Here is a 22,142-nt window from a genome sequence, read left to right as displayed (position 1 = left end):
ATCGGCCGGCTCAGCCAACTCTGGTTCGACGCCCTGACCGCAATCTCGAACCACGTCCGACACGGTGGCGGCGGCCTGACCCCCTCCGACATCACCCCCGCCCAACTCACCCAGGACCAAATCGACCAACTACAACAGCAATACGAGATCGCCGACATCCTGCCGCTCACCCCGATGCAGCAAGGGCTGCTCTTCCACAGCGTCACCACGCACGACGACAACGACGTCTACGCCCTACAGCTGCAGATCGCCGTGACGGGTCCGCTGGCCCCTCGCCGGCTGCGGGATGCCGTCCAAACCGTCGTCAAGCGCCACCCCAACCTGGTGGCCCGGTTCTGCCAACGATTCGACCAGCCCGTACAAGTCATCGCCGCCAGCCCCGAAACACCTTGGCAATACGTCGAATTTGACACCGAAACCGAGGACCGGATCGCGGATCTGTGCGCCGCCGAACGTGCCGCGGTTTGCAGCCTCACCGAGGAGCCGGTCTTCCGGGTGGCGTTGATCCGCACCGCCGAGGACCGGCACCGAATCGTGGTGACCAACCACCACATCGTGCTCGACGGCTGGTCACTGCCGATTCTGCTGCAAGAGATCTTCGCCGCCTACCAGGGCCGGCCACTGCCCGCCCCGACGCCATACCGCCGGTTCGTCACCTGGCTGGCCCAGCGGGACCTCGACGCCGCCCGCGCCGCCTGGTGCCAGGCACTCGCCGGCTTCGACGTCCCGACCCTGGTCGGCCCGTCGAACCGGTTGGCTCTGGGGCCGCGGGCCGTCTCATCGAATCGGCTATCCGCCGAAATCACGCAATCCGTAAGCGAACTGGCGCGTGCGAATCACACCACGGTCAACACCGTGCTGCAGGCCGCCTGGGCGCAGCTGCTGATGGGCATGACCGGTCAGCGCGACGTCGTGTTCGGCACCGCGGTGTCGGGACGGCCCACGGAGGTGGCCGGCGCCGAAACGATCGTCGGCCTGATGATCAACACCGTGCCGGTGCGGGCCACCATCACCCCGGCCACCACCACCGCCGACCTGCTCGAACAACTGCACAACGCCCACAACCACACCCTCGACCACCAACACCTGGCGCTCAACGAGATTCACCGCGCCACCGGCCACGACCAACTGTTCGACACCCTATTCGTCTACGAGAACTACCCGATAGACGCCGCGACGTCGGCTGCCGACGGTGAGCTGGTCATGGACGAGTTCACCAGCCGCGAATCCAACCACTACCCACTGACCATGCAAGCCACCCCCGGCCCCGAACTCGGTCTGCGTGTCGAGTACGACACCGCTGTGTTCGATCCGGGCACCGTGAGCAAGTTGGTGGAGCGGTTGCGGCGGGTGTTGGTGGCGATGACGGCCGATCCGGGCACACGGTTGTCGGCGATTGATGTGCTCGATGAGGGTGAGCGGGACCGGGTCGAGGTGTGGGGTCATCGGGCGCTGTTGGGCCGGTCGGTGGTGGAGCACTCGGTTGCGGGGTTGTTCGCCGCGCAGGTGGCGCGGGTCCCGGCGGCGGTGGCACTGCGCTGCGCGGGCCGGTCGTGGACCTACCGGCACCTCGATGAGGCGTCAAACCGGTTGGCGCACTTCCTGATCGATCACGGCGCCGGCCCGGGGCAGTGTGTGGCGCTGCTGGCGCCGCGGTCGGCCGAGGCGATCATCGCGATCCTGGCGGTACTCAAGACCGGGGCGGCCTACCTGCCCATCGACCCCGCCCTGCCCGACGAACGGATCGGGTTCGTGCTGGGCGACGCCGCACCGATCGCGGTGCTGACCACCAGCGAGTTGCGCCCACGGCTGGGCGGGCGCGACTTCACCGTCGTGGACATCGCCGACCCCGCCATCGACACCCGGCCCGACACCGCCCTGCCGATCCCGTCGGCCGACAATGTGGCGCACATCATTTACACCTCGGGCACCACCGGGGTGCCCAAGGGGGTGGCGGTCACCCACCACAACATCACCCGCCTGTTCGACACCCTGAATGTGGGCATCGACCTGCACGGTGCACAGGTGTGGACCCAATGCCACTCCTATGCCTTCGACTTCTCGGTGTGGGAGATCTGGGGCGCCCTGCTGCACGGGGGCCGGCTGGTGGTGGTGCCCGAGGACATCACCCGCTCCCCCGAGGAGCTACACACCCTGCTGCGCACCGAACACATCAGCGTGTTCAGCCAGACGCCTTCGGCGCTGGCCGCCCTGTCCCCACACGACCTGCCACCGATGACCCTGATGGCGGCCGGGGAGGCCTGCCCACCCGAGGTGATCGAGCGGTGGGCGCCGGGGCGGGTGATGCTCAACGGCTACGGCCCCACCGAAACCACCGTCTATGCCACCATCAGCACCCCCCTGACCCCGGGTGTCACGAGCGTGCCGATCGGGGCACCGGTGCCCGGGGCGGCGCTGTTCGTGCTGGACGCGTGGTTGCGGCCGGTCCCGCCCGGGGTGGTCGGTGAACTCTATGTCGCCGGGCGCGGGGTCGGCCTGGGCTATTGGCGTCGGGCCTCGCTGACTGCCCACCGCTTTATCGCCTGCCCGTTCGGGGGACCGGGAACCCGGATGTATCGCAGCGGGGATCTGGTGCGCTGGCGCCCCGACGGCCAACTCGACTATCTGGGCCGCGCCGATCAACAGGTCAAGATCCGCGGGTATCGCATCGAACTCGGCGAAATCCAGGCCGCCCTCGCCAGTCTCGACGGGGTGGCGCAGGCCGCGGTCATCGTGCGCGAAGACCGCCCCGGCGACAAACGCCTCACCGGCTACCTGGTGGGCAGCACCACCCCCACCCACGCCCGCGCCGCCCTGGCCGACCGGCTCCCGCCCTACATGGTGCCCACCGCCATCGTCACCCTCGACACCCTGCCCACCACGCTGAACGGCAAACTCGACACCCGCGCCCTACCCCCACCCGACTACACCGATGCTGACCACTACCGCGCCCCCACCACCGCCATCGAAGAAATCCTGGCCGGCATTTACGCCCAGACCCTCGGCCTCGACCGCGTCGGCATCGACGACTCCTTCTTCGACCTCGGCGGCGATTCACTGTCGGCCATGCGCCTCATCGCCGCCATCAACGCCGACCTGAACGCCGACGTTTCGGTGCGGACGTTGTTCGACGCCCCAACGGTTTCCGAGCTGGCGCCCCGCCTGGCCACAGGGGAGAGCCGACGCAAGCCGCTTTTACCCGCGGAGCGCCCCGCGAAGATCCCGCTGTCGTTCGCCCAGAACCGACTGTGGTTCGTCAACCAGTTCGAAGGCGGGGTTGCGACCTACAACATGCCGACGGCGTTCCGCATCACCGGGGAGCTGGACCTCGAGGCACTCGCCGCCGCCCTCGATGACCTTGTGGCCCGGCATGAGTCGCTGCGCACCGTGTTTCCCGACGTCGACGGTGTGCCGTTCCAAGAGGTCTTGCCGGCTCGGCCGGGGATGTGGCGGCGCGGCGACGCCACCGTGGTGGCGGTGCCCGATCAGCAGGCCGTCGCCGGTGAGTTGATCACGTTGGCGGGTCACCCATTCAACCTGGCCGCGGAGATCCCGATTCGCGCGCAGATCTACGCGGCGGCTCCCGACGACCACGTGCTCGCGATCGTGTTGCACCACATCGCCTTTGACGGGTGGTCGCTGGCCCCCATGTTCACCGACATCGGCGTCGCGTACGCGAGCCGATGCGCCGGGCACGCCCCGAGCTGGACCGAGCTGCCGGTGCAATACGTCGACTACACGCTTTGGCACCAGGAACTGTTGGGGGCGGAGTCCGACCCGGACAGCGTCATTTCTCGGCAATTGCGTTACTGGCAAGAGGAACTCGCGGATCTGCCCGAGATAACGTCGCTGCCGACGGACCGTGTCCGGCCCCCCGCGCCCAGCTACCGCGGCGACGAGGTGGACCTGCTGATCGAGCCCCAGGCCTGGGCGGGGGTCAAGCGGCTGGCCGCGACGCACAACGCGACGGCCTCGATGGTGTTGCAGGCGGTCATGGCGGTGTTGTTGCACCGCTCCGGAGTTGGCGACGACGTGGTGATGGGCACGCCGATCGCCGGGCGATCGGATCGGGCGCTCAACGACCTGGTCGGGTTCTTCGTCAACACCTGGGTGCTGCGGGTGGACCTCGACCCCGCGCGCCGGTTCTCCGATGTACTCGCACGGGTGCGGCACAAGGCGCTGGACGCCTACGGCAACCAGGACGTGCCGTTCGAGCGCCTGGTCGAGCAGCTCAACCCCGTGCGGTCCGCCGCGCACCACCCGCTGTTCCAGGTGCTGATGGTCTTGCAGAACAACGTACGCCCAGAATCATTCGCGATCGACGGTGTCGCCGTCGAGCAGTGGGCGGTGCCCACCCGCGCCGCCCGATTCGACTTGGATTTCGAACTGGTGGAGGTGCCCAGCGACGAGCCGGGCGCACCGAGGGCCGCCGGGTCGGTGACGTATGCGACGGATCTGTTCGACCGGTCCACGATCGTGCGGTTGGTCGAGCGCTTCGGGCGCATACTGGACGCGGTCGTCGCGGATCCGTCGGTGGTGGTGGGCGAGATCCCGTTAATGGATTGCGCGGAGCGCGAACTCGTGCAGTCGACATGGGCCGGCGCCGCAGCGAACGCCCGGGCGGGTCTCGCGCCGCAGTTGTTGGCCTCGGCGGTCGCGGCCGACCCGGACGCGGTGGCGGTGGTCGACGACGGCCGCGCGACGTCGTATCGCGAGCTCGACGAGTCGTCGACGCGGTTGGCGCGCATCCTGATTGACGAGGGCGTGGGCCCGGAGCGCGCGGTGGCCGTCGCGATGGATCGATCCGTCGAGTTGGTAGTCGCCTGGTGGGCCGTCGTGAAAGCCGGTGGCACCTATGTCCCGATCGACCCCTCGCATCCGGTCGAGCGCATCGCGATGGTGCTGGACACCGTGGCCGCGGCCTGCGTGTTGACCCGCGGTGAAGACACCGTTGCCGGTGCGGGGACGCGCCCCGTACTCCGCCTCGACGGTGTGGACCTAACTGGACGCGCCGCGGACCCAATCACCGACGCCGACCGGCTGGCCCCCCTTACGGCGGACACCACCGCCCACGTGGTCTTCACGTCCGGATCCACCGGCGCGCCAAAGGGAGTCGCGGTCAGCCACGCCGGCCTGCTGCAAATCGCCGCGCTGGGCGAGGCACTCGGCCTGAGCGCGGACACGCGGTTGCTGATGCTCGCCGCACCGACCTTCGACGTGTCGATCGGCGAACTGTTACTGGCCGCCGGCTCGCGCGCGGCGCTCGTCGTGGCACCGCCGGAAGCCGCCGCGGGAGAGGCGCTGACCGCGTTGCTGCGCGACCAACGCGTCAACGCTTCGGTACTGACCCCGTCGGTGCTGTCGTCGCTCGATCCCGCCCGGCTGGACGCGGTCGGCACACTCATCACCACCGGGGAAGCGTGCCCGGCCGAACTGGCGGCCGCCTGGGCGGCGGCCAGGCAGCTGTTCAACGCCTACGGCCCTACCGAGGCCACCATCTGGTCCACCTGCAGCGCGGCCCTGTCGGCGGGGCAGCCCGTCGGCATCGGAACGCCCATCCCGGGCGTGCACGCTCTGGTGCTGGATGCCCGGCTCAACCCCGCCCCCATCGGCGTGGTGGGCGAACTGTATCTGGGTGGCCCCGCCCTGGCACACGGTTACGTCGGTCGGCCGGAGTTGACCGCGGAACGGTTCGTAGCCAACCCCTTTGGCGATGCCGGGGCGCGTCTGTACCGCACGGGCGACCTGGTCCGCTGGACCTCCGCCGGGACCCTCGACTACCTCGGACGCGCCGACAGCCAGATCAAGCTGCGCGGACAGCGCATCGAATTGGGCGAAATCGAGAACAGCCTGTTGGCCTGCCCACACGTCACCATGGCCGCGGCCACGGTGCACAACAATGGCACCGGCGCCCACCTGGTCGCCTATGTGACCTTCGAGCACACCACCACCGCCTACCCCGACGACGACGCCGGCGACGACGAAATCGTCGCCCAGTGGCAACACGTTTACGACGACCTCTACGGCACGGACGCCGGCGCGACGGGGCTCGGCGCCGACTTCCGCGGCTGGAACAGCAGCTACACCGGCGATCCGATCCCGCTCACGGAGATGGAGGAGTGGCGTTCTGCCACCGTGGACCGGATCATGGCCCTGCGGCCGCGGCGGGTGTTGGAGATCGGCGTCGGCCTCGGCCTGATCCTGTCCCAGGTCGCGCCGGAGTGTGAGCGGTACGTCGCCACCGACATGTCCGCGGCCGCAATCGATTACCTCGCCCGTTCGATGGAGCAGCTGGAGCTCCCCTGGCGTGATCGCGTCCAACTGCTGACGCAACCGGCTCACGTGACCGAGGGTTTGCCGCTGGGATTCTTCGACACCGTCATCCTCAACTCCGTCGTTCAGTACTTTCCGAACGCGGAATATCTGGCCGACCTCGTCGACAACGTGTTGGAGTTACTGTGCCCCGGCGGCACGCTGTTCATCGGCGACGTGCGCAACCACACGCTGCAGAGCGCGTTCCAGACCGCGGTCGCACTCGCCCGCAGCGACACCCCCGAGACGGCCGAGCTTCGTCAACGCGTCCAGCGCGCCGTGGTCGGGGAAGCCGAGCTCCTGCTCGCCCCCGAGTTCTTCACGACCCGATTCGCCGACCACCCGTCGGTGTCAGGGCTCGACATCCAAGTCAAGCGCGGAGCGGCCGACAACGAACTGAACCGCTACCGCTACGACGTCGTCGTCCGCAAGGCACCCACACCGGTGCGCAGCCTCGCCGCCACGCCTTCGTGGGCGTGGGCCGAATGCGGGGGCCCGGGCGGATTGCACGAACGGCTGGCCGCCCAACGTCCCGCCGCGATCCGCATTTCCGGCATCCCCCGCGCCGGATTGATCGCCGACGTCCATATCGAACAGGCCCTCGCAGAAGGGCTTCCGCTTGTCGACGCGGTCGCCCGGGCCTCCGCCGCCGAGCCGTCGGACGCCGTGACGCCCGAACAGCTGCACCGCGCCGCCGAGAGCATCGGCTACCGCGCCGCCTTCAGCTGGGGCGCCCAACCTGGCACGCTCGACGCAGTCTTCATCGCACCGGATAGCGAAGGGGCCGAGCACATTCCGGCCCTCACCGACGCCTACCTGCCGAGCGCCGAAGGCGGCAGTCACTCGAACGACCCCCGCAACAACACCCGTATCAGCGCGGTGCGCCGGCGGCTGAGTGCCCGGTTGCCCGACTACATGCTGCCGACCCAGATCGTGGTCCTCAACGAGTTCCCCATCACGTCGTCCGGCAAGATCGACCGAAAGGGGCTGCCGACACCGGTGTTTGCCGACACACCGTTCCGTGCGCCCCAAACCCCGACCGAAGAAATCCTGTCCGGCATCTACGCCCAGGTGCTCGGGCTCGAACGGGTCGGGGTGGACGAATCATTCTTCGACCTCGGCGGCGACAGCATCTTGTCCATGCAAGTGGTGGCGCGCGCCCGCGCGGCCGGGCTCAGCTGCCGGCCCCGTGACATCTTCGTCGAACAGACCGTGGCCGGCCTGGCCAGGGTGGTCAGCGTGACCGATACGACCGCACCGATCGACGAGGGAACCGGCGACGTGGTCGCGACGCCGATCATCCGGTGGTTGCAGGGCGTCGACGGCCCGGTCGACCAGTTCAATCAGACCATGGTCGTGCAGGCGCCGGCGGGCGTCGGCCAGGCCGATGTCGTCGCCGTGCTGCAGGCCCTGCTGGATCGGCACCCCATGCTGCGGCTGCGGGTCGTCGACGCCCCCGACGGCTGGAAACTGGCTGTGCCCGAACCGGAGTCGGTGCACGCCGCCTCCCGCGTGCATGCCGCCGACACGCTCAGCGAGGGCGCGATCGTCTCCGCGCGGTCGCTGCTCGATCCGGCAGCCGGCGTCATGCTCACCGCCGTCTGGGCCACCACCACCGGACAGCTGGCGCTGATCGTTCACCACCTGGCCGTCGACGCGGTGTCGTGGCGGATCCTGCTCGAAGACCTCAATATCGCCTGGGCCCAACACCACACCGGGCAGCCCATAACGCTTCCCGCGGCGGGCACGTCCTTCCGGCGCTGGGCCGCCTTGCTCGCTGAACACGCGTGTGCGCCAGCGGTATTGGCGCACGCCGACACCTGGAAGGAAATCGCGGCGACTCAGCCGGCGCTGCCGCCCATCCAGGGCGCGGTCGATACCTACGCCAGCGCCGGGCACCTGTCGGTCTCGGTCGACGGCGAGATCGCCCGCGCGCTGATGAGCGAAGCGCCCGCGGCCTTCCACGTGGGGATCCAGGACATCTTGCTGATCGCGTTCGCCTTGGCGTGCGCCGAATTCCTGGGCACCGGTGACGCGGCGATCGGCATCGACGTCGAAGGTCACGGGCGCCAAGAAGAATTGGCCGCCGATGTGGACCTGTCCCGCACCGTGGGCTGGTTCACCACCAAATACCCCGTCGCGGTGACCGCCGGCGCACTGCCCTGGGCGCAAGTCGTCACCGGTGGCGACGCGCTCGGCCCGATCATCAAGCGCGCCAAGGAACAACTCCGCGCGCTTCCCGATCCCGTGACCTACGGACTGCTGCGCTACCTCAGCGCCGACATCGATCTGGCCGGCCCCGACCCCACCATCGGGTTCAACTACCTGGGCCGCCTCGGCGCACGGGGCACCGAAGCCGGGGCTATCAACGATCTGTGGCTGATCAGCGAGGACGGCTCGGCGTTCGTCGAGGCCGCGACCGCGGTGACCATGCCGTTGATGCACACCCTCGAGCTCAGCGCCGTCGCCGTCGACACCGATGCGGGTGCGCAGCTGAACGCCACCTGGACCTGGGCGCCCTCGGCGCTCGATCACGCCCGCGTCGACCGGCTCAACCGGTTGTGGTTCGAGGCCCTCGCCGGGATCTGCGCCCACGTCGCACGGGGAGGCGGCGGGCTGACCCCCTCCGACATCGCGCCCGCACGACTCACCCAACAGCAGATCGACAGCCTGCAGCAGCGCTACCCGATCGCCGACATCCTGCCCCTGACGCCGCTGCAGCAGGGCCTGCTGTTCCATGCCAGCGCCACCCAAGGTTTGGACGGGCTGTCCGAAATGTATTCCGTGCAGCTCGATTTCACCGTGGCCGGCCCGCTCGAGCCCGACCGGATGCGAGCGGCGGTGCAAACGGTGCTCGATCGCCACCCGAACCTGGCGGCCCGGTTCTGCACCCAGGATGAACCGGTGCAGCTCATCCCGGCGCATCCCGCGGCGGCATGGCAGTACATCGAACTGGGCGATGGCGACGCCGACGCGCAGATAAAGCGGCTGTGCGCGGCCGAGCGCGTCGCGGTCTGCGACCTGTCGAATCCGCCGGCGTTCCGGGTGGCGCTGATCCGCACCGGAGGAGACCGGCACCGGATCGTCGTCACCAACCACCACATCGTGCTCGACGGTTGGTCGACGTCGATCTTGCTGCAAGAGATGTTCGCCGCGTACTACGGGCAGCGGCTGCCCGCGGCGACGTCGTATCGTCGATTCGTCACCTGGCTGGCCGAGCGCGATGTGCAGGCCGCCCACGCCGCCTGGAGCGAGGTGCTGGCGGGATTCGATTCCCCCACCCTCGTAAGCTCTTTCAACCGGGCGGGACCCGGGCGGCGGGGCGAGGCCACGTACCGGTTCTCGGAGCAGACGACGCGCGCCCTGACCGAACTGGCCCGCTCGCACCACACCACCATCAACACCGTGTTGCAGGCCGGCTGGGCGCAGCTGCTGATGTGGCTGACCGGCCAGCGCGACGTCGCCTTCGGCGCCGCCGTGTCCGGACGCCCGACCGAGCTTCCCGGAGCGGAATCGATTGTGGGGCTGTTGATCAACACCGTGCCGGTGCGGGCCACGATCGCCGCCGACACCACGACTACCGCGTTGCTCAACCAACTCCAGCACGCCCACAACCAGACGCTGGACCACCAGCACCTGGCGCTGACGGCCATCCACCACCTCACCGGTCACGACCAGTTGTTCGACACGCTGTTCGTCTACGAGAACTATCCGGTCGACACCACCGCGATGGCGGGCGCGCAGGAATTCACCGTCACCGACATGACCACCCACGAGTCCACCCACTACCCGCTGACTCTGGAAGCCCGGACGGGCGAGCAGCTGGGCGTGCGCCTGGAATACGACAGCAACACCTTCGACACCGACACCATCGACACACTCATCACACGATTGCGGCGAGTGCTCGAGGCCATGACCGCCGATCCCTCCGCCCGCTTGTCGGCCGTCGACTTGCTCGACGAGCCCGAACACGCCCGGCTCGACGCGTGGGGCAACCGGGCAGCGTTGGACCGGCCGGTGACGCCCGTGTCGATTCCGGCGCTCTTCGCCGCCCAAGTCGCGCGGACTCCCGACGTGGCGGCGCTCACTTGCGATGGCCGCTCGATGACCTACTCGGAGCTCGACGCGGCGGCGAACCGGTTGGCGCACTTGCTAACCGAGCAGGGGGCGGGTCCGGGACGATGCGCGGCGCTGCTGTCCACCCGGACGGCCGAGGCGATCGTGGCGATCCTGGCGATACTGAAATGCGGGGCCGCCTACCTGCCGATCGACCCGGCTTTGCCGTGGGACCGGATCGAATTCATGATGACCGACGCCGCGCCGATCGCCGCCGTCGTCACCGGGGAATCGGCCGGCCGGTTGGACCTCGGCGCCCTGCCGATCATCGATGCCGACGACCCCCGGCTCGGCGCCTACCCGGCGACGGCCTTGCCACTGCCGGACCCCGACGACCTCGCCTACATCATCTACACCTCCGGAACCACCGGCGTCCCCAAGGGCGTATCGATCACCCACCACAACGTGACCCAGCTGATCGCGTCGCTCGATCGGGATCTTGCGTCGCCACAGCAGGTTTGGACCCAATGGCACTCCTACAGCTTCGACATCTCGGGCTGGGAGATCTTCGGTGCCCTGCTGCACGGCGGCCGACTGGTGGTGGTGCCCGAGCCGATTGCCGCCTCCCCGGACGACTTCCATGACCTGCTTATTGCGGAGAAGGTGACGGTGCTGTGTCAAACCCCGACCGCCGTCAGCGCGCTCGCGCCCGAAGGGCTGGAGTCCGTGGCGCTGTTGGTCGGCGGCGAAGCGTGCCCGCCCGAGGTGGTGGACCGATGGGCCCCGGGGCGGCTGATGATCAACGAATACGGCCCCACCGAAACGACGATGTGGGTGACGTTGAGCGCGCCCCTCGCGGCGGGGTCGGACGTGGTGCCCATCGGAGCGCCGGTGCCCGGGGCGGCGTTGTTGGTGCTGGACGGCTGGCTGCGCCCGGTGTCGGCCGGCGTGGTCGGCGAACTGTACGTGGCCGGACACGCTGTCGGAGTTGGCTATTGGCGCCGGGCGGGACTGTCCGCTACGCGCTTCGTCGCCTGCCCGATCGGGCCACCGGGAACACGGATGTATCGCACCGGCGACCTGGTCCGGTGGCGCTCGGACGGACAACTCGAGTACGTCGGCCGGGCCGACGACCAGGTGAAGATTCGCGGCTACCGCATCGAACTGGGCGAAATCCAAACGGCCCTAATCGAACTCGACGGCGTCGAGCACGCGGCGGTGATCGCCCGCGAGGACCGGCCCGGGGACAAACGCCTCGTCGGCTACATCACGGGCTCCGCCGACCCAACCGCCGTGCGCGCGGCACTGGCCGACCGGCTACCGGCCCACATGGTCCCGGCCTCGGTGGTGGCGCTGGAGGCGCTGCCACTGACCGTCAACGGCAAACTCAACGCCCGCGCCCTCCCGCCGCCGCGATACGACGACGCCGATCGGTACCGCGCCCCGGCTAATCGGGTCGAACGGGCGCTGGCGGGCATCTACGCCCAAGTCCTTGGTGTCGAGCGCGTCGGGGTCGACGACTCGTTCTTCGACCTCGGTGGGGACAGCATCTCGGCGATGCGTGCCGTCGCCGCCGTCAACAGCACCCTGGATGCCGGCCTCGCCGTGCGGACCTTGTTCTACGCGCCGACCGTCAGAGGCCTGAGCCGGCAGCTGGGCAAGACCGAGCGCGACGAAGAGTTGGTTCCCGTCGAGACCCTGAAAGAGGGCAGCGGCGTACCGGTTTGGTGCATTCACGACGGCTTCGGGCTCAGCTGGCCGTATCGCGCGCTGGGCGAATATCTGGACTGCCCGATCATCGGGATCAACCACGTCCCACAGAACGGGGAAGGCCAACCCGAATCGATTCGCGGCATGGCGGAAAGATATGCCGACCGGCTGCAAAGCGCCTACCCGGATGGTCCCTACAAGCTGCTCGGCTGGTCGTTCGGCGGTGTCGTCGCGCACGAGCTCGCGATCGAGCTGCAGCGCCGCGGGTGCGTCGTCCAGAGCCTGGTGCTGCTGGACGCGCCGTACTCCGCGGCCAAGGGGGTACCGAGGTTGGCCGCCACCAGAATCCGGGCGTCCGTCGAAAGCCATGTCCTGGAACGCATCCTGCGGAACAACGGCATAGACATCCCGGCGGGGTCGGGGCCCCTCACCGCCCGGCGGGCCGAAGAGCTGATCCGCCGACAGCTGGGAGATCCCGCCCTGCCGCCCGCGCGGTTGCTGGAGTTCATGGTCAACAGCGCCAACGCCAGCCAGTCGTACCTGGTCGACCACGTTCCCGATGTCTTCGAGGGTGACATGGTGGTGTTCTCCGCGGCACGTAATGGGAACGGGAATGGCGACAGCCCCGGATTGAGGGCGCAAGTGCATCGGATGGGCACCCAGCTACTGATCCGATCCCGCTTGCGGAAGTGGAAATCCCACACCGCCGGGGCCTTCACCGCGTACTCGATCGACTGCTCGCATTACGACATGTTGACCAGCGCATCGCTCAACATGTACGGCGAGCACCTGAAATTCGCTTTGGAACGGTAGGAGAAACGTGAGGTGGGCATGGTGAAGAAAACGCGCGCCGAGGACCGGGCCGACTTTGCGGACATGCCCCGGGGCGGCCCGGACGCTTCCTGGTTGGACCGGCGGTTGCAAACCGACCGGCTGGAATACCTGGACCGCGACGACGTCGACGACCTCAAGCGCAGGGTGATCTCCGCGCTCGACCGCGCCGAGCGGCGGCAGTCCCGCGCGCACGAGGCGCTGGCCCGGGTGGTCCTCGGCGAGGTGGCCGACGTGCCGTCGCCGAAGATCCTCGAACTGGGGGCCGGGTTCGGCGGTCTGTCGCGCAGGCTGCTCGCGAACCACGCGACGGCGCAGGTCACCGTCACAGACGTCGATCCGACGTTCGTCGCCGCGCTCGCCGACAGCGACCTGGGGAACCACGCTCGCGCCACGGTGCGGCAGATGGACGCCACGGCGATCGACGCCCCCGATGGACACTACGACCTCGCCCTGTTCGCGCTGTCGCTGCACCACCTGCCCCCCGAGCCGGCCGCCCGGGTGTTCGCCGAGGGGACCCGAGCGGCGAAGAAGCTGCTGATCATCGACCTCCGCAGGCCGCCCGCCGCGCTGCACGTCCTGGTGTTGGCGGCGGTGCTGCCGTTCACTCGTCTGGTCCCGCTGGCACACGACGGGGTCATCAGCTCGTTACGGGCGTACAGCCCGTCGGCGCTGACGGCCCTGGCCCATCATGCGGATCCGGGTATCACCGTCGAGTTCCGCACCCGGGCGCTGGGCCCGACGGTCGCGGTGGCCTATCGCGGCTAGCCTTCCAGTTCCCGCTTCAAATTGGCCAAGACCTCGCCCTGAATCCTCTTCAGTCCCAAGGGCGCAAAGGTCTTTTCGAAGAAACCCTTGACGCCGCCCGCGCCCGTCCAAGTGGTCTTCACCGTGACGCTGGAGCCGGGGCCGGCGGGCGCCACCGTCCAGTTGATGATCATCGACGAGTTCGCGTCCTTCTCGATGACGGAGTGGCCGGCGACGTCGACGTCGACCTGCACATCGCGGACGCGCGACTTGGTGGCCTGCAACTTCCACTTGGCGACCGTGCCAGCCCCCTGGCCACCCTGCAACACCTGGTAGTCGCTGTACTCGGGGGACAGGATCTTCGGGCGCACCGTCTGATAGTCCGCGACCGCCGCGAGGGTGGCGGCCGGCTCCACGTTCACCAAAATCGTGCTGGCAGCACTCACCTGTCCCAAGACAACTCCTGAAGCTATGCCGCCCGCGCTCGGGTGCACGGGCTGTGGTCGAAGACTAGGGTATATGTGGTGCCTGTCCCTGGATCTGCACTCTCGGCGCACAAGTCGGGCGTTGACCGGTTGATGGCGAGTTATCGATCCATCCCCGCGACGTCCGCCGTTCGGCTCGCCAAACCTACGTCAAACCTGTTCCGCGCCCGCGCCAAACGCGACGCGCCCGGCCTGGACACGTCGGGGCTGACCGGCGTCCTGGGCGTCGACCCGGAATCCCGCACCGCCGACGTGGCCGGGATGTGCACCTATGAGGATCTGGTCGCCGCGACGTTGCCGTTCGGCCTTTCGCCACTGGTGGTACCGCAATTGAAGACCATCACCCTCGGCGGTGCGGTCAGCGGCCTGGGCATCGAGTCGGCGTCGTTCCGCAATGGCCTGCCGCACGAATCGGTGCTGGAGATGGACATCCTCACCGGCGCCGGCGATTTGCTCACCGCTTCACGCACCCAATACCCCGACCTCTTCCGTGCTTTCCCCAATTCGTATGGGACGCTTGGCTATTCGACCCGCCTGCGGATCGAGCTGGAGCCCATCGCGCCGTTCGTCGCGTTGCGCCACATCCGGTTCCGGTCGTTGCCCGCGCTGATCGCGGCGATGGAACGCATCATCGACACCGGCGGCCAGGGCGGCACACCCGTCGACTACCTGGACGGGGTGGTGTTCAGCGCCGACGAAAGCTACCTGTGCGTGGGCCGGCGCACCACCACGGCCGGACCGGTCAGCGACTACACCGGCAAGAACATCTACTACCAGTCCATCCGGCACGACTCCGCGGGGCCGGAGGCCACCAAGGACGACCGGCTGACCATGCACGACTACATCTGGCGCTGGGACACCGACTGGTTCTGGTGCTCGCGCGCGTTCGGTGTGCAGAACCCCCGGCTGCGGCGCTGGTGGCCGCGCCGCTACCGGCGCAGCAGCGTGTACTCGAAGCTCGTCGCCATCGACCAGCGCTTCGGAATCGCGGACCGGATCGAGAAGCGCCACGGCCGCCCCCCGCGGGAGCGGGTGGTCCAGGACGTCGAGCTGCCGGTGGAACGGACCTGCGAGTTCCTGGAATGGTTCCTGGGCAACGTGCCGATCGCCCCGATCTGGCTGTGCCCGCTACGGCTGCGCGACCACGAGGGCTGGCCGCTGTACCCGATGCGGGCGGACCACACCTACGTCAATGTCGGCTTCTGGTCTTCGGTGCCGGTGGGCGCCACGGAGGGCGCCACCAACCGGATGATCGAAGCGAAGGTGAGCGAGCTCGACGGGCACAAGTCGCTGTATTCCGACTCGTACTATGCCCGCGAGGAGTTCGACGAGTTGTACGGCGGCGAGGCCTACAACACGGTCAAGAAAACCTACGATCCCGATTCCCGTCTCCTCGATCTCTACGCAAAGGCGGTACAACGGCGATGACAACGACCAAAGAAACCCACCGCACCACCGGAAAACTGAGCATGGCGGAGATTTTGGAAATCTTCGCCGCGACCGGACGCCACCCGCTGAAGTTCACCGCCTACGACGGCAGCACCGCGGGTTGCAAGGACGCCGAGCTGGGCCTGGGCCTACGGACCCCGCGCGGCGCGACCTACCTGGCCACCGCCCCCGGCGAACTCGGCCTCGCCCGCGCGTACGTGGCGGGCGACATGGACCTGTACGGCGTCCATCCCGGTGACCCCTATCAGCTGCTCAAGACTCTGACCGACCGCGTCCAGTTCAAGCGGCCGCCGGCGCGGGTGCTGGCCAACGTGGTGCGTTCGATGGGGCTGGAGCGGCTCGTGCCGGTCGCGCCGCCGCCCCAGGAGACCCCGCCCCGGTGGCGGCGGGTCGCCGACGGGCTGATGCACACCAAGACGCGCGATGCCGAGGCCATCCACCACCACTACGACGTCTCGAACACGTTCTACGAATGGGTGCTCGGCCCGTCGATGACCTACACGTGCGCGGTGTACCCCGACGCCGACGCGACGCTGGAACAGGCTCAGGAGAACAAATACCGGCTGGTGTTCGAAAAGCTCGGGCTGCAAGCCGGCGATCGGTTGCTCGACGTCGGCTGCGGCTGGGGCGGCATGGTGCGCTTCGCCGCGCGGCGCGGCGTGCGGGTGATCGGCGCCACCCTGTCGGCGGAGCAGGCGAAGTGGGCGCAGCGGGCGATCGAGAACGACGGGCTCGCGGAACTCGCCGAGGTCCGGCATTCGGACTACCGCGACATCGGCGAGGGCGGCTTCGACGCCGTGTCCTCGATCGGATTGACCGAACACATCGGGGTCAAGAACTACCCGGCCTACTTCGGGTTCCTCAAGTCGAAGCTGCGCACCGGGGGCCTGCTGCTCAACCACTGCATCACCCGCCACGACAACAAGTCGACGTCCTTCGCGGGCGGCTTCACAGACCGGTACGTCTTCCCGGACGGCGAGCTGACCGGCTCGGGCCGCATCATCACCGAGATCCAGGACGTCGGCTTCGAGGTGCTGCACGAGGAGAACTTCCGGCATCACTACGCGATGACGCTGCGGGACTGGTGCCGCAACCTGGTCGAGCACTGGGACGCCGCCGTCGACGAGGTGGGGCTGGCCACCGCCAAGGTGTGGGGCCTGTACATGGCGGCCTCGCGGGTCGCGTTCGAGCAGAACAACCTGCAGCTGCATCACGTGCTGGCGGCCAATGTCGACCCGAGGGGCGACGATCAGCTGCCGCTGCGCCCGTGGTGGACGCCCTAGCCAGGTGGCAGCTCTAGGCGTTATCGATCCGGCGGGCGCCCAGCTCGGTCTGTAGCAGCTCGAGCGCGACCTCCTCGGGGTCGCGACGCGGCCCGGCCGACTCCGCGCGGCCGGCCTCGGCGAGCATGTGTTCCTCTTCGTCGCGCTGGGCCACGTCGGGGGCGGGCTCTTCGGTCTTCGGGGTCTGCGGGCTCGGCTCGACCGGCGCGGCGTCGCCGACCTCGCAACGCACCCGCCAGTTGACGCCCAGCGCGTCCTTGAGCGCTTCGGCGATGACGTCGGCGTTGCGCTGCTCGCACAGCCGCTTGGCCAGCGGCGCCGAGGAATGCGTCAGCACCAGCGTGTTTTCCTCGAGCGCGCGCACGGTGGCACCGGCCAGCATCACCTCGGTGGTGCGGCTGCGCTGGCGCACCTTGTCGCGCACCGTCGGCCACATCGTTCGCACGGCGGCCGCGTTGAGTTCGCCGGGTGCGGCGGCCGGTTCGTGGGCCGGCGCGGGGACCGGCTCGGGGATCGTGGGCGCCGGGACCGGTTCGGGGACGGCCTCCGGCATGGGCACGGGCGGAGCGGACCTGGGCGGGGTGGCCTCCCGGGGCGGGGTGGCCTCCCTGCGCGGCCGCGCGGGAGCGGCGACCGCCGGCCGCGGCGGGTGCGCGGCGGCCACCTCGTCGGCGGGAATGGACATGTCCAACCGGGTCTCGATCCGCTCGACGCGTTGCAGCAGCGCCGACTCGGTGTCGCTGGCCGAGGGCAGCAGCAGCCGCGCGCAAACGACCTCGAGCAGCAGGCGTGGGGCCGTCGCGCCGCGCATCTCCCCCAGGCCCGCCTGCACGACCTCGGCGTATCGCGTCAGCGTGGCCGCCCCGAGGCGGGTCGCCTGGTCGCGCATCCGGTCGAGCACGTCCTCCGGGGCGTCCACCACGCCGCGGCTGACCGCGTCCGGAACCGCCTGCAACACGATGAGATCGCGGAACCGCTCCAGCAGGTCGGTGGCGAAGCGGCGTGGGTCGTGGCCCGCATCGATCACCGACTCCACGGCACCGAACAGCGCGGCGGCGTCCGACGCGGCGAGGGCGTCGACCGCGTCGTCGATCAGCGCGACATCGGTGGCGCCCAGCAGCCCGAGCGCCCGCGGGTAGGTGACGTGGTTCCCCTCGGCGCCCGCCAGCAGCTGGTCGAGCACCGACAGCGTGTCGCGCGGGGAGCCGCCGCCGGCGCGGATCACCAGCGGGTACACCGCGTCGTCGACGGCGACGCCCTCCTGCTCGCAGATCCGCCCGATCAACGCGCGCATGGTCTTCGGCGGCAACAGCCGGAACGGGTAGTGGTGGGTGCGCGACCGGATGGTGGGCAGCACCTTCTCCGGTTCGGTGGTGGCGAAGATGAAGATGAGGTGCTCGGGCGGTTCCTCCACGATCTTGAGCAGCGCGTTGAACCCCGCCGTGGTCACCATATGCGCCTCGTCGATGATGAACACCCGGTAGCGCGACTGCGCGGGCGCGTAGAACGCTCGGTCACGCAGCTCGCGGGTGTCGTCCACGCCGCCGTGGCTGGCGGCGTCCAGCTCCACCACGTCGATGCTGCCGGGGGCGTTGGGGGCCAGCGCCGTGCACGATTCGCAGACCCCGCACGGCGTCGCCGTCGGGCCCTGCACGCAGTTCAGGGAGCGGGCCAGAATCCGCGCGGACGAGGTCTTCCCGCAGCCGCGCGGCCCTGAGAACAGGTACGCATGGTTGATGCGGCCGGCTTCCAGGGCGATCGACAACGGCTCGGTGACGTGCTCCTGCCCCACCACCTCGGCGAAGGTTGCCGGTCGGTACTTGCGGTAGAGGGCCACGGTCAGCAGGCTACCGGCGCCGGCCGACGACAGCGCGACGGGTTTTCAGTGTGCATCTCCGGCTTTCGGGGTGGACCCAGGGTCGGCTCGCTCGGCGTGTCGTCGCCGTCAGCTCACACTCGATGGGGCGGAGACCAAGAGCGACTCGGAGGCTGCCAAGAGCGCGCAGGTGGCCAGCCCGTCGACCGCGTCGCGCAAATCCGGCAGCGACGGGAAGGTGGGCGCGATCCGAATGTTCTTGTCGTCCGGGTCTTTTCGGTACGGGAACGACGCGCCCGCCTCGGTCACGGCGATCCCCGCGTCCTTGGCCAGGGCCACGGTCCGCCGAGCGGTGCCGGGCAGCACGTCGAGGCTGATGAAGTAGCCGCCTTGGGGTTCGGTCCAGGAAGCGATCTTGGAGTCGCTCAGCCGCTTGTCCAGGATGTCCAGCGCCAACTCGAATTTGGGCGCCAGGATCTGCTGGTGGCGCAGCATGTGCAGGCGCACCCCGTCGGCGTCGCGGAAGAAGCGCAGGTGCCTCAGCTGGTTGACCTTGTCCGGGCCGATTGACTTCTTGCCCGCGTATTGCAGGTACCACGCGATGTTGCCCAGTGAGCCGCCCAGGAAGCTGACGCCCGCGCCGGCGAAGGTGATCTTGGAGGTGGACGCGAAGACGTAGGGCCGGTTGGGGTTGCCGGCCTTGGCCGCCAGCCCGAGCACGTCTACCTGCCGGATGAATTCGTGCGTCAGCGTGTGCACCGCGTAGGCGTTGTCCCAGAACAGCCGGAAGTCCGGCGCGGCCGTGCGCATCTGCACCAGCCGGCGCACCGTCTCCCACGAGTAGGTGATCCCGGTGGGGTTGCCGAACACCGGCACCGACCACATGCCCTTGATCGCGGGATCGGCGGCCACCAGCTCCTCGATCAGATCGACGTCGGGCCCGTCCTGCAGCATCGGGACGGGAATCATCTCGATGCCCATCGTCTCGGTGATCGCGAAGTGCCGGTCGTAGCCGGGGACCGGGCACAGGAACTTGACGCTCGGTTCGTCCTTCCAGGGCCGCTGCGAGTCGACGCCGCCGTACAGCATCGAGAAGGCGACGAGGTCGTGCATCAGCTCCAGGCTGGAGTTGTTGCCGGCGATCAGGTTGGGCACTCCGATGCCGAGCAGCTCGCCGAAGATGGCCCGCAGCTCGGGCAGGCCGTGCAGGCCCCCGTAGTTGCGGGTGTCGGTGCCCTCGCTGTCGCGGTAGTCGTCGCCGGGCAGGCTCAGCAGCTGGTTGGACAGGTCGAGCTGCTGCGGCGCCGGTTTGCCACGGGTCAGATCGAGGGACAACCTCTTGGCCTGCAGATCCGCGTAATCCTGCTGGTTGCGCGCGTGTGCGGCGGCAAGCTCTTCCGGGCTGAGGGAATCCAGCGACACGATGGACCCTTTCGCTGTCGAAGGCTGGAAACAAGTGGCGATCGCAAGCGCGGCGGAGCCGGGCGAAGCGGGTCGCCACTCGTGGCCTCGTGGCGATCGCAAGCGCGGCGGAGCCGGGCGAAGCGGGTCGCCACTCGTGGATATAGGGGACCCCGCGCACCCGACAGAGCCCATTGACCCTTGCTGCCTTCCGGCCCTGGGGGAGTTCACAGGATAGACGCCGCGCGGGGTCCACCGCGAGTGTAATACCTGGCGCGGAGTGACTCGCGGTCGCTATGGCGGCCTCGGTTACCATGGCCACGGAGGATTCGCCTAGTGGCCTATGGCGCTCGCCTGGAACGCGGGTTGGGTTAACAGCCCTCGCGGGTTCAAATCCCGCATCCTCCGCAATTGGTCCGCCATGCGGACCGGCACGAATTGATATGGATTCGGGTTGGCCGCCTTTAGGCTGGCGTGAACTCACCAGCACGAGGAGGGGTATGGGGCGCAAGATTGCGGTGCCGTGGCACCTGCTGTTCTCCCTCGTCGCCGGCGTCCTCTACTTCTTTTTCGTGTTGCCCCGTTGGCCGGAGCTGATGGGCGACACCTCCCATTCGTTGGGGACGGCGCTGCGGATCACGACGGGCGCGCTGTTCGCCCTGGCCGCGCTGCCCGTGGTGTTCAACCTGTTGCGGGTGCGCAGGCCGGAGCTGGGGACCCCGCAGCTGGCCCTGAACCTCAGGGTCGCCTCGATCGTGGCCCACGTGCTGGCGGGCGTGCTGATCATCGGGACCGCGATCAGTGAGATCTGGCTGAGCCTGGACACCGCGGGGCAGTATCTGTTCGCCATTTACGGGGCGGCCGCCGCGATCGCGCTGATCGGATTCTTCGCCTTCTACCTGTCGTTCGTCGCCGAGTTGCCGCCGCCACCGCCCAAACCGATCAAGGCGAAGGAACCCAAGAAGCGCCGACTGCGCCGCAAGAAGGGCGAGGAGGCCGACGGCGAGGACGCCGAGGCCGAGGAGGACGACGCCGAAGCCGAGGAGGACGCCGAGACCACCGAGGCGGAGGAGACCGAGGCCGTCAAGGCCGAGACCGAGACGCCCGAGCCCGAGGCCACCGAACCCGCCGAGGCGCCCGCTTCGGCGGAGGCCACCCCGGAGCCCGAGGACACCGAGGACACCGGGGAGACCGAGGAAGCCCAGGCCAGGCTGCGCAATCGCCGCCCGACGGGCAAGGGGTCGCACCGGATGCGGCGCCGGCGCACCCGCGGTGGGGTGGCCCTCGATGAGGAATAGCCCGCGCTGATCAGTCGCGCCGCCGCAGGCGCTCCACGTAGGCGGCGATGCGTTGCAGGGTGTCGTCCGCGCCCCACATCCGGCGGACCTCGTCGTCGATCGCGCCGCCGTCGCGAATCCGCGCCAGCGTCGGCGCCCGCAGCTGGGTCTTGGTCTGGCGATAGGCGCCGGCCGGGATGCCGCCGAGATCGGTCGCCTCGGCCACCGCCGCCTCCAGCAGGTCGTCGTCGACCACGCGATGGGCGAGTCCGCGCGCCACGGCGTCGTCGCCCCGGTAGTTGAGACCGCCCAGCAGCACTTCCTCGGCGCGATCCCCGCAGGCGTAGCGCATGACCTCCAGCGCGGCGACCGGGAACGGCACGCCGACGCGCACCTCGGCCGCCCCGATCTGCGCCCGCGGGCCGATGAGGCGCCGGTCGCAGGCGCAGGCGAGCACGCAGCCGCCCGCGATGGCGGCGCCGTTGATCGCGGCGACGGTCGGACCGGGATAGCAGAACACCGCCTCGAAGGCCGCGGACAGCGCCGGGACCAGCCGATCGGTATAGCCGGCGCCGCCCTGCACCACGCGATTGAGGTCGACCCCCGCGCTGAAGGCCCGGCCGGCGCCGGTGACGACCAGGGCACCGGCATCCGCGCGGCCCAGATCGCGAACGGCCGAGGTAAGCGCCTCGAGCAGCTCCACGTCCTGCGCGTTGACGGCACCCGACGACAGGGTCAGCACCCGCACGTCCCCGACCGTCTTGACGTCGATCAT

At 69.1% G+C, this 22,142-nt stretch carries 9 protein-coding genes, 1 tRNA gene and 1 other RNA gene; 6 read left to right on the top strand and 5 right to left on the bottom strand.

From position 1 onward, the window contains the following. On the top strand, positions 1 to 12,891 hold a 12,891-nt coding region (locus A5730_RS22730), incomplete at its 5' end, for a non-ribosomal peptide synthetase (RefSeq protein WP_156745899.1). 63 nt (positions 12,892 to 12,954) lie between these two features. Beyond that, positions 12,955 to 13,677, top strand: coding sequence for a class I SAM-dependent methyltransferase (locus A5730_RS22725; protein ID WP_231994776.1), 723 nt, complete (start codon positions 12,955 to 12,957; stop codon positions 13,675 to 13,677). Here the strand turns inward: A5730_RS22725 and A5730_RS22720 are convergent. Continuing rightward, positions 13,674 to 14,111, bottom strand: a complete 438-nt coding sequence (locus tag A5730_RS22720; protein WP_067905532.1) for an SRPBCC family protein — start codon at positions 14,109 to 14,111, stop codon at positions 13,674 to 13,676. The genes A5730_RS22725 and A5730_RS22720 overlap by 4 nt on opposite strands. Positions 14,112 to 14,177: 66 nt before the next feature. Here A5730_RS22720 and A5730_RS22715 point away from each other — a divergent pair, with 66 nt between their 5' ends. After that, complete coding sequence (locus tag A5730_RS22715; RefSeq protein ID WP_067905530.1) at positions 14,178 to 15,569, top strand: FAD-binding oxidoreductase; 1,392 nt, start codon at positions 14,178 to 14,180, stop codon at positions 15,567 to 15,569. After that, positions 15,566 to 16,873, top strand: a complete 1,308-nt coding sequence (locus A5730_RS22710; protein WP_197506322.1) for a class I SAM-dependent methyltransferase — start codon at positions 15,566 to 15,568, stop codon at positions 16,871 to 16,873. The genes A5730_RS22715 and A5730_RS22710 overlap by 4 nt, the downstream gene beginning before the upstream one ends. Before the next feature lie 13 nt (positions 16,874 to 16,886). On the opposite strand, the gene A5730_RS22705 is transcribed toward A5730_RS22710, so the two are convergent. The 3 genes from A5730_RS22705 to ffs all read right to left on the bottom strand — a co-directional run bounded on the left by A5730_RS22705 (position 16,887) and on the right by ffs (position 20,347). After that, complete coding sequence (locus A5730_RS22705; RefSeq protein WP_067905528.1) at positions 16,887 to 18,710, bottom strand: DNA polymerase III subunits gamma/tau; 1,824 nt, start codon at positions 18,708 to 18,710, stop codon at positions 16,887 to 16,889. A 108-nt stretch (positions 18,711 to 18,818) separates the two neighbouring features. Next, positions 18,819 to 20,111 (bottom strand): aminotransferase class I/II-fold pyridoxal phosphate-dependent enzyme, encoded by a 1,293-nt coding sequence (locus tag A5730_RS22700; protein ID WP_156745897.1) that lies wholly within the window; start codon positions 20,109 to 20,111, stop codon positions 18,819 to 18,821. Between the two features lie 141 nt (positions 20,112 to 20,252). Continuing rightward, an RNA gene (gene ffs / locus A5730_RS22695) (signal recognition particle sRNA small type) lies at positions 20,253 to 20,347 on the bottom strand. A gap of 65 nt (positions 20,348 to 20,412) precedes the next feature. Here ffs and A5730_RS22690 point away from each other — a divergent pair. Both A5730_RS22690 and A5730_RS22685 read left to right on the top strand, forming a co-directional pair. Continuing rightward, a tRNA-Ser gene (locus A5730_RS22690) sits at positions 20,413 to 20,498 on the top strand. 92 nt (positions 20,499 to 20,590) lie between these two features. Next, on the top strand, positions 20,591 to 21,388 hold the full coding sequence (locus A5730_RS22685; RefSeq protein WP_067905526.1) for a hypothetical protein: 798 nt from the start codon (positions 20,591 to 20,593) through the stop codon (positions 21,386 to 21,388). Positions 21,389 to 21,398: 10 nt separating this feature from the next. Here A5730_RS22685 and A5730_RS22680 read toward each other — a convergent pair whose 3' ends face one another. Next, on the bottom strand, positions 21,399 to 22,142 hold the full coding sequence (locus A5730_RS22680) for an enoyl-CoA hydratase/isomerase family protein (protein ID WP_067905557.1): 744 nt from the start codon (positions 22,140 to 22,142) through the stop codon (positions 21,399 to 21,401).

Origin of the sequence: Mycobacterium sp. ACS4054, from assembly GCF_001667275.1 — a bacterium.
Lineage (GTDB): Bacteria > Actinomycetota > Actinomycetes > Mycobacteriales > Mycobacteriaceae > Mycobacterium.
This window is presented reverse-complemented; position numbering and strand designations above follow the sequence as displayed.

Bases quoted from the DNA above. Each gene is read 5' to 3' on its own strand.
- A5730_RS22680 (WP_067905557.1), bottom strand. From the start codon at position 22,142: ATGATCGACGTCAAGACGGTCGGGGACGTGCGGGTGCTGACCCTGTCG.
- A5730_RS22710 (WP_197506322.1), top strand. From the start codon at position 15,566: ATGACAACGACCAAAGAAACCCACCGCACCACCGGAAAACTGAGCATG.
- A5730_RS22725 (WP_231994776.1), top strand. From the start codon at position 12,955: ATGCCCCGGGGCGGCCCGGACGCTTCCTGGTTGGACCGGCGGTTGCAA.
- A5730_RS22685 (WP_067905526.1), top strand. From the start codon at position 20,591: ATGGGGCGCAAGATTGCGGTGCCGTGGCACCTGCTGTTCTCCCTCGTC.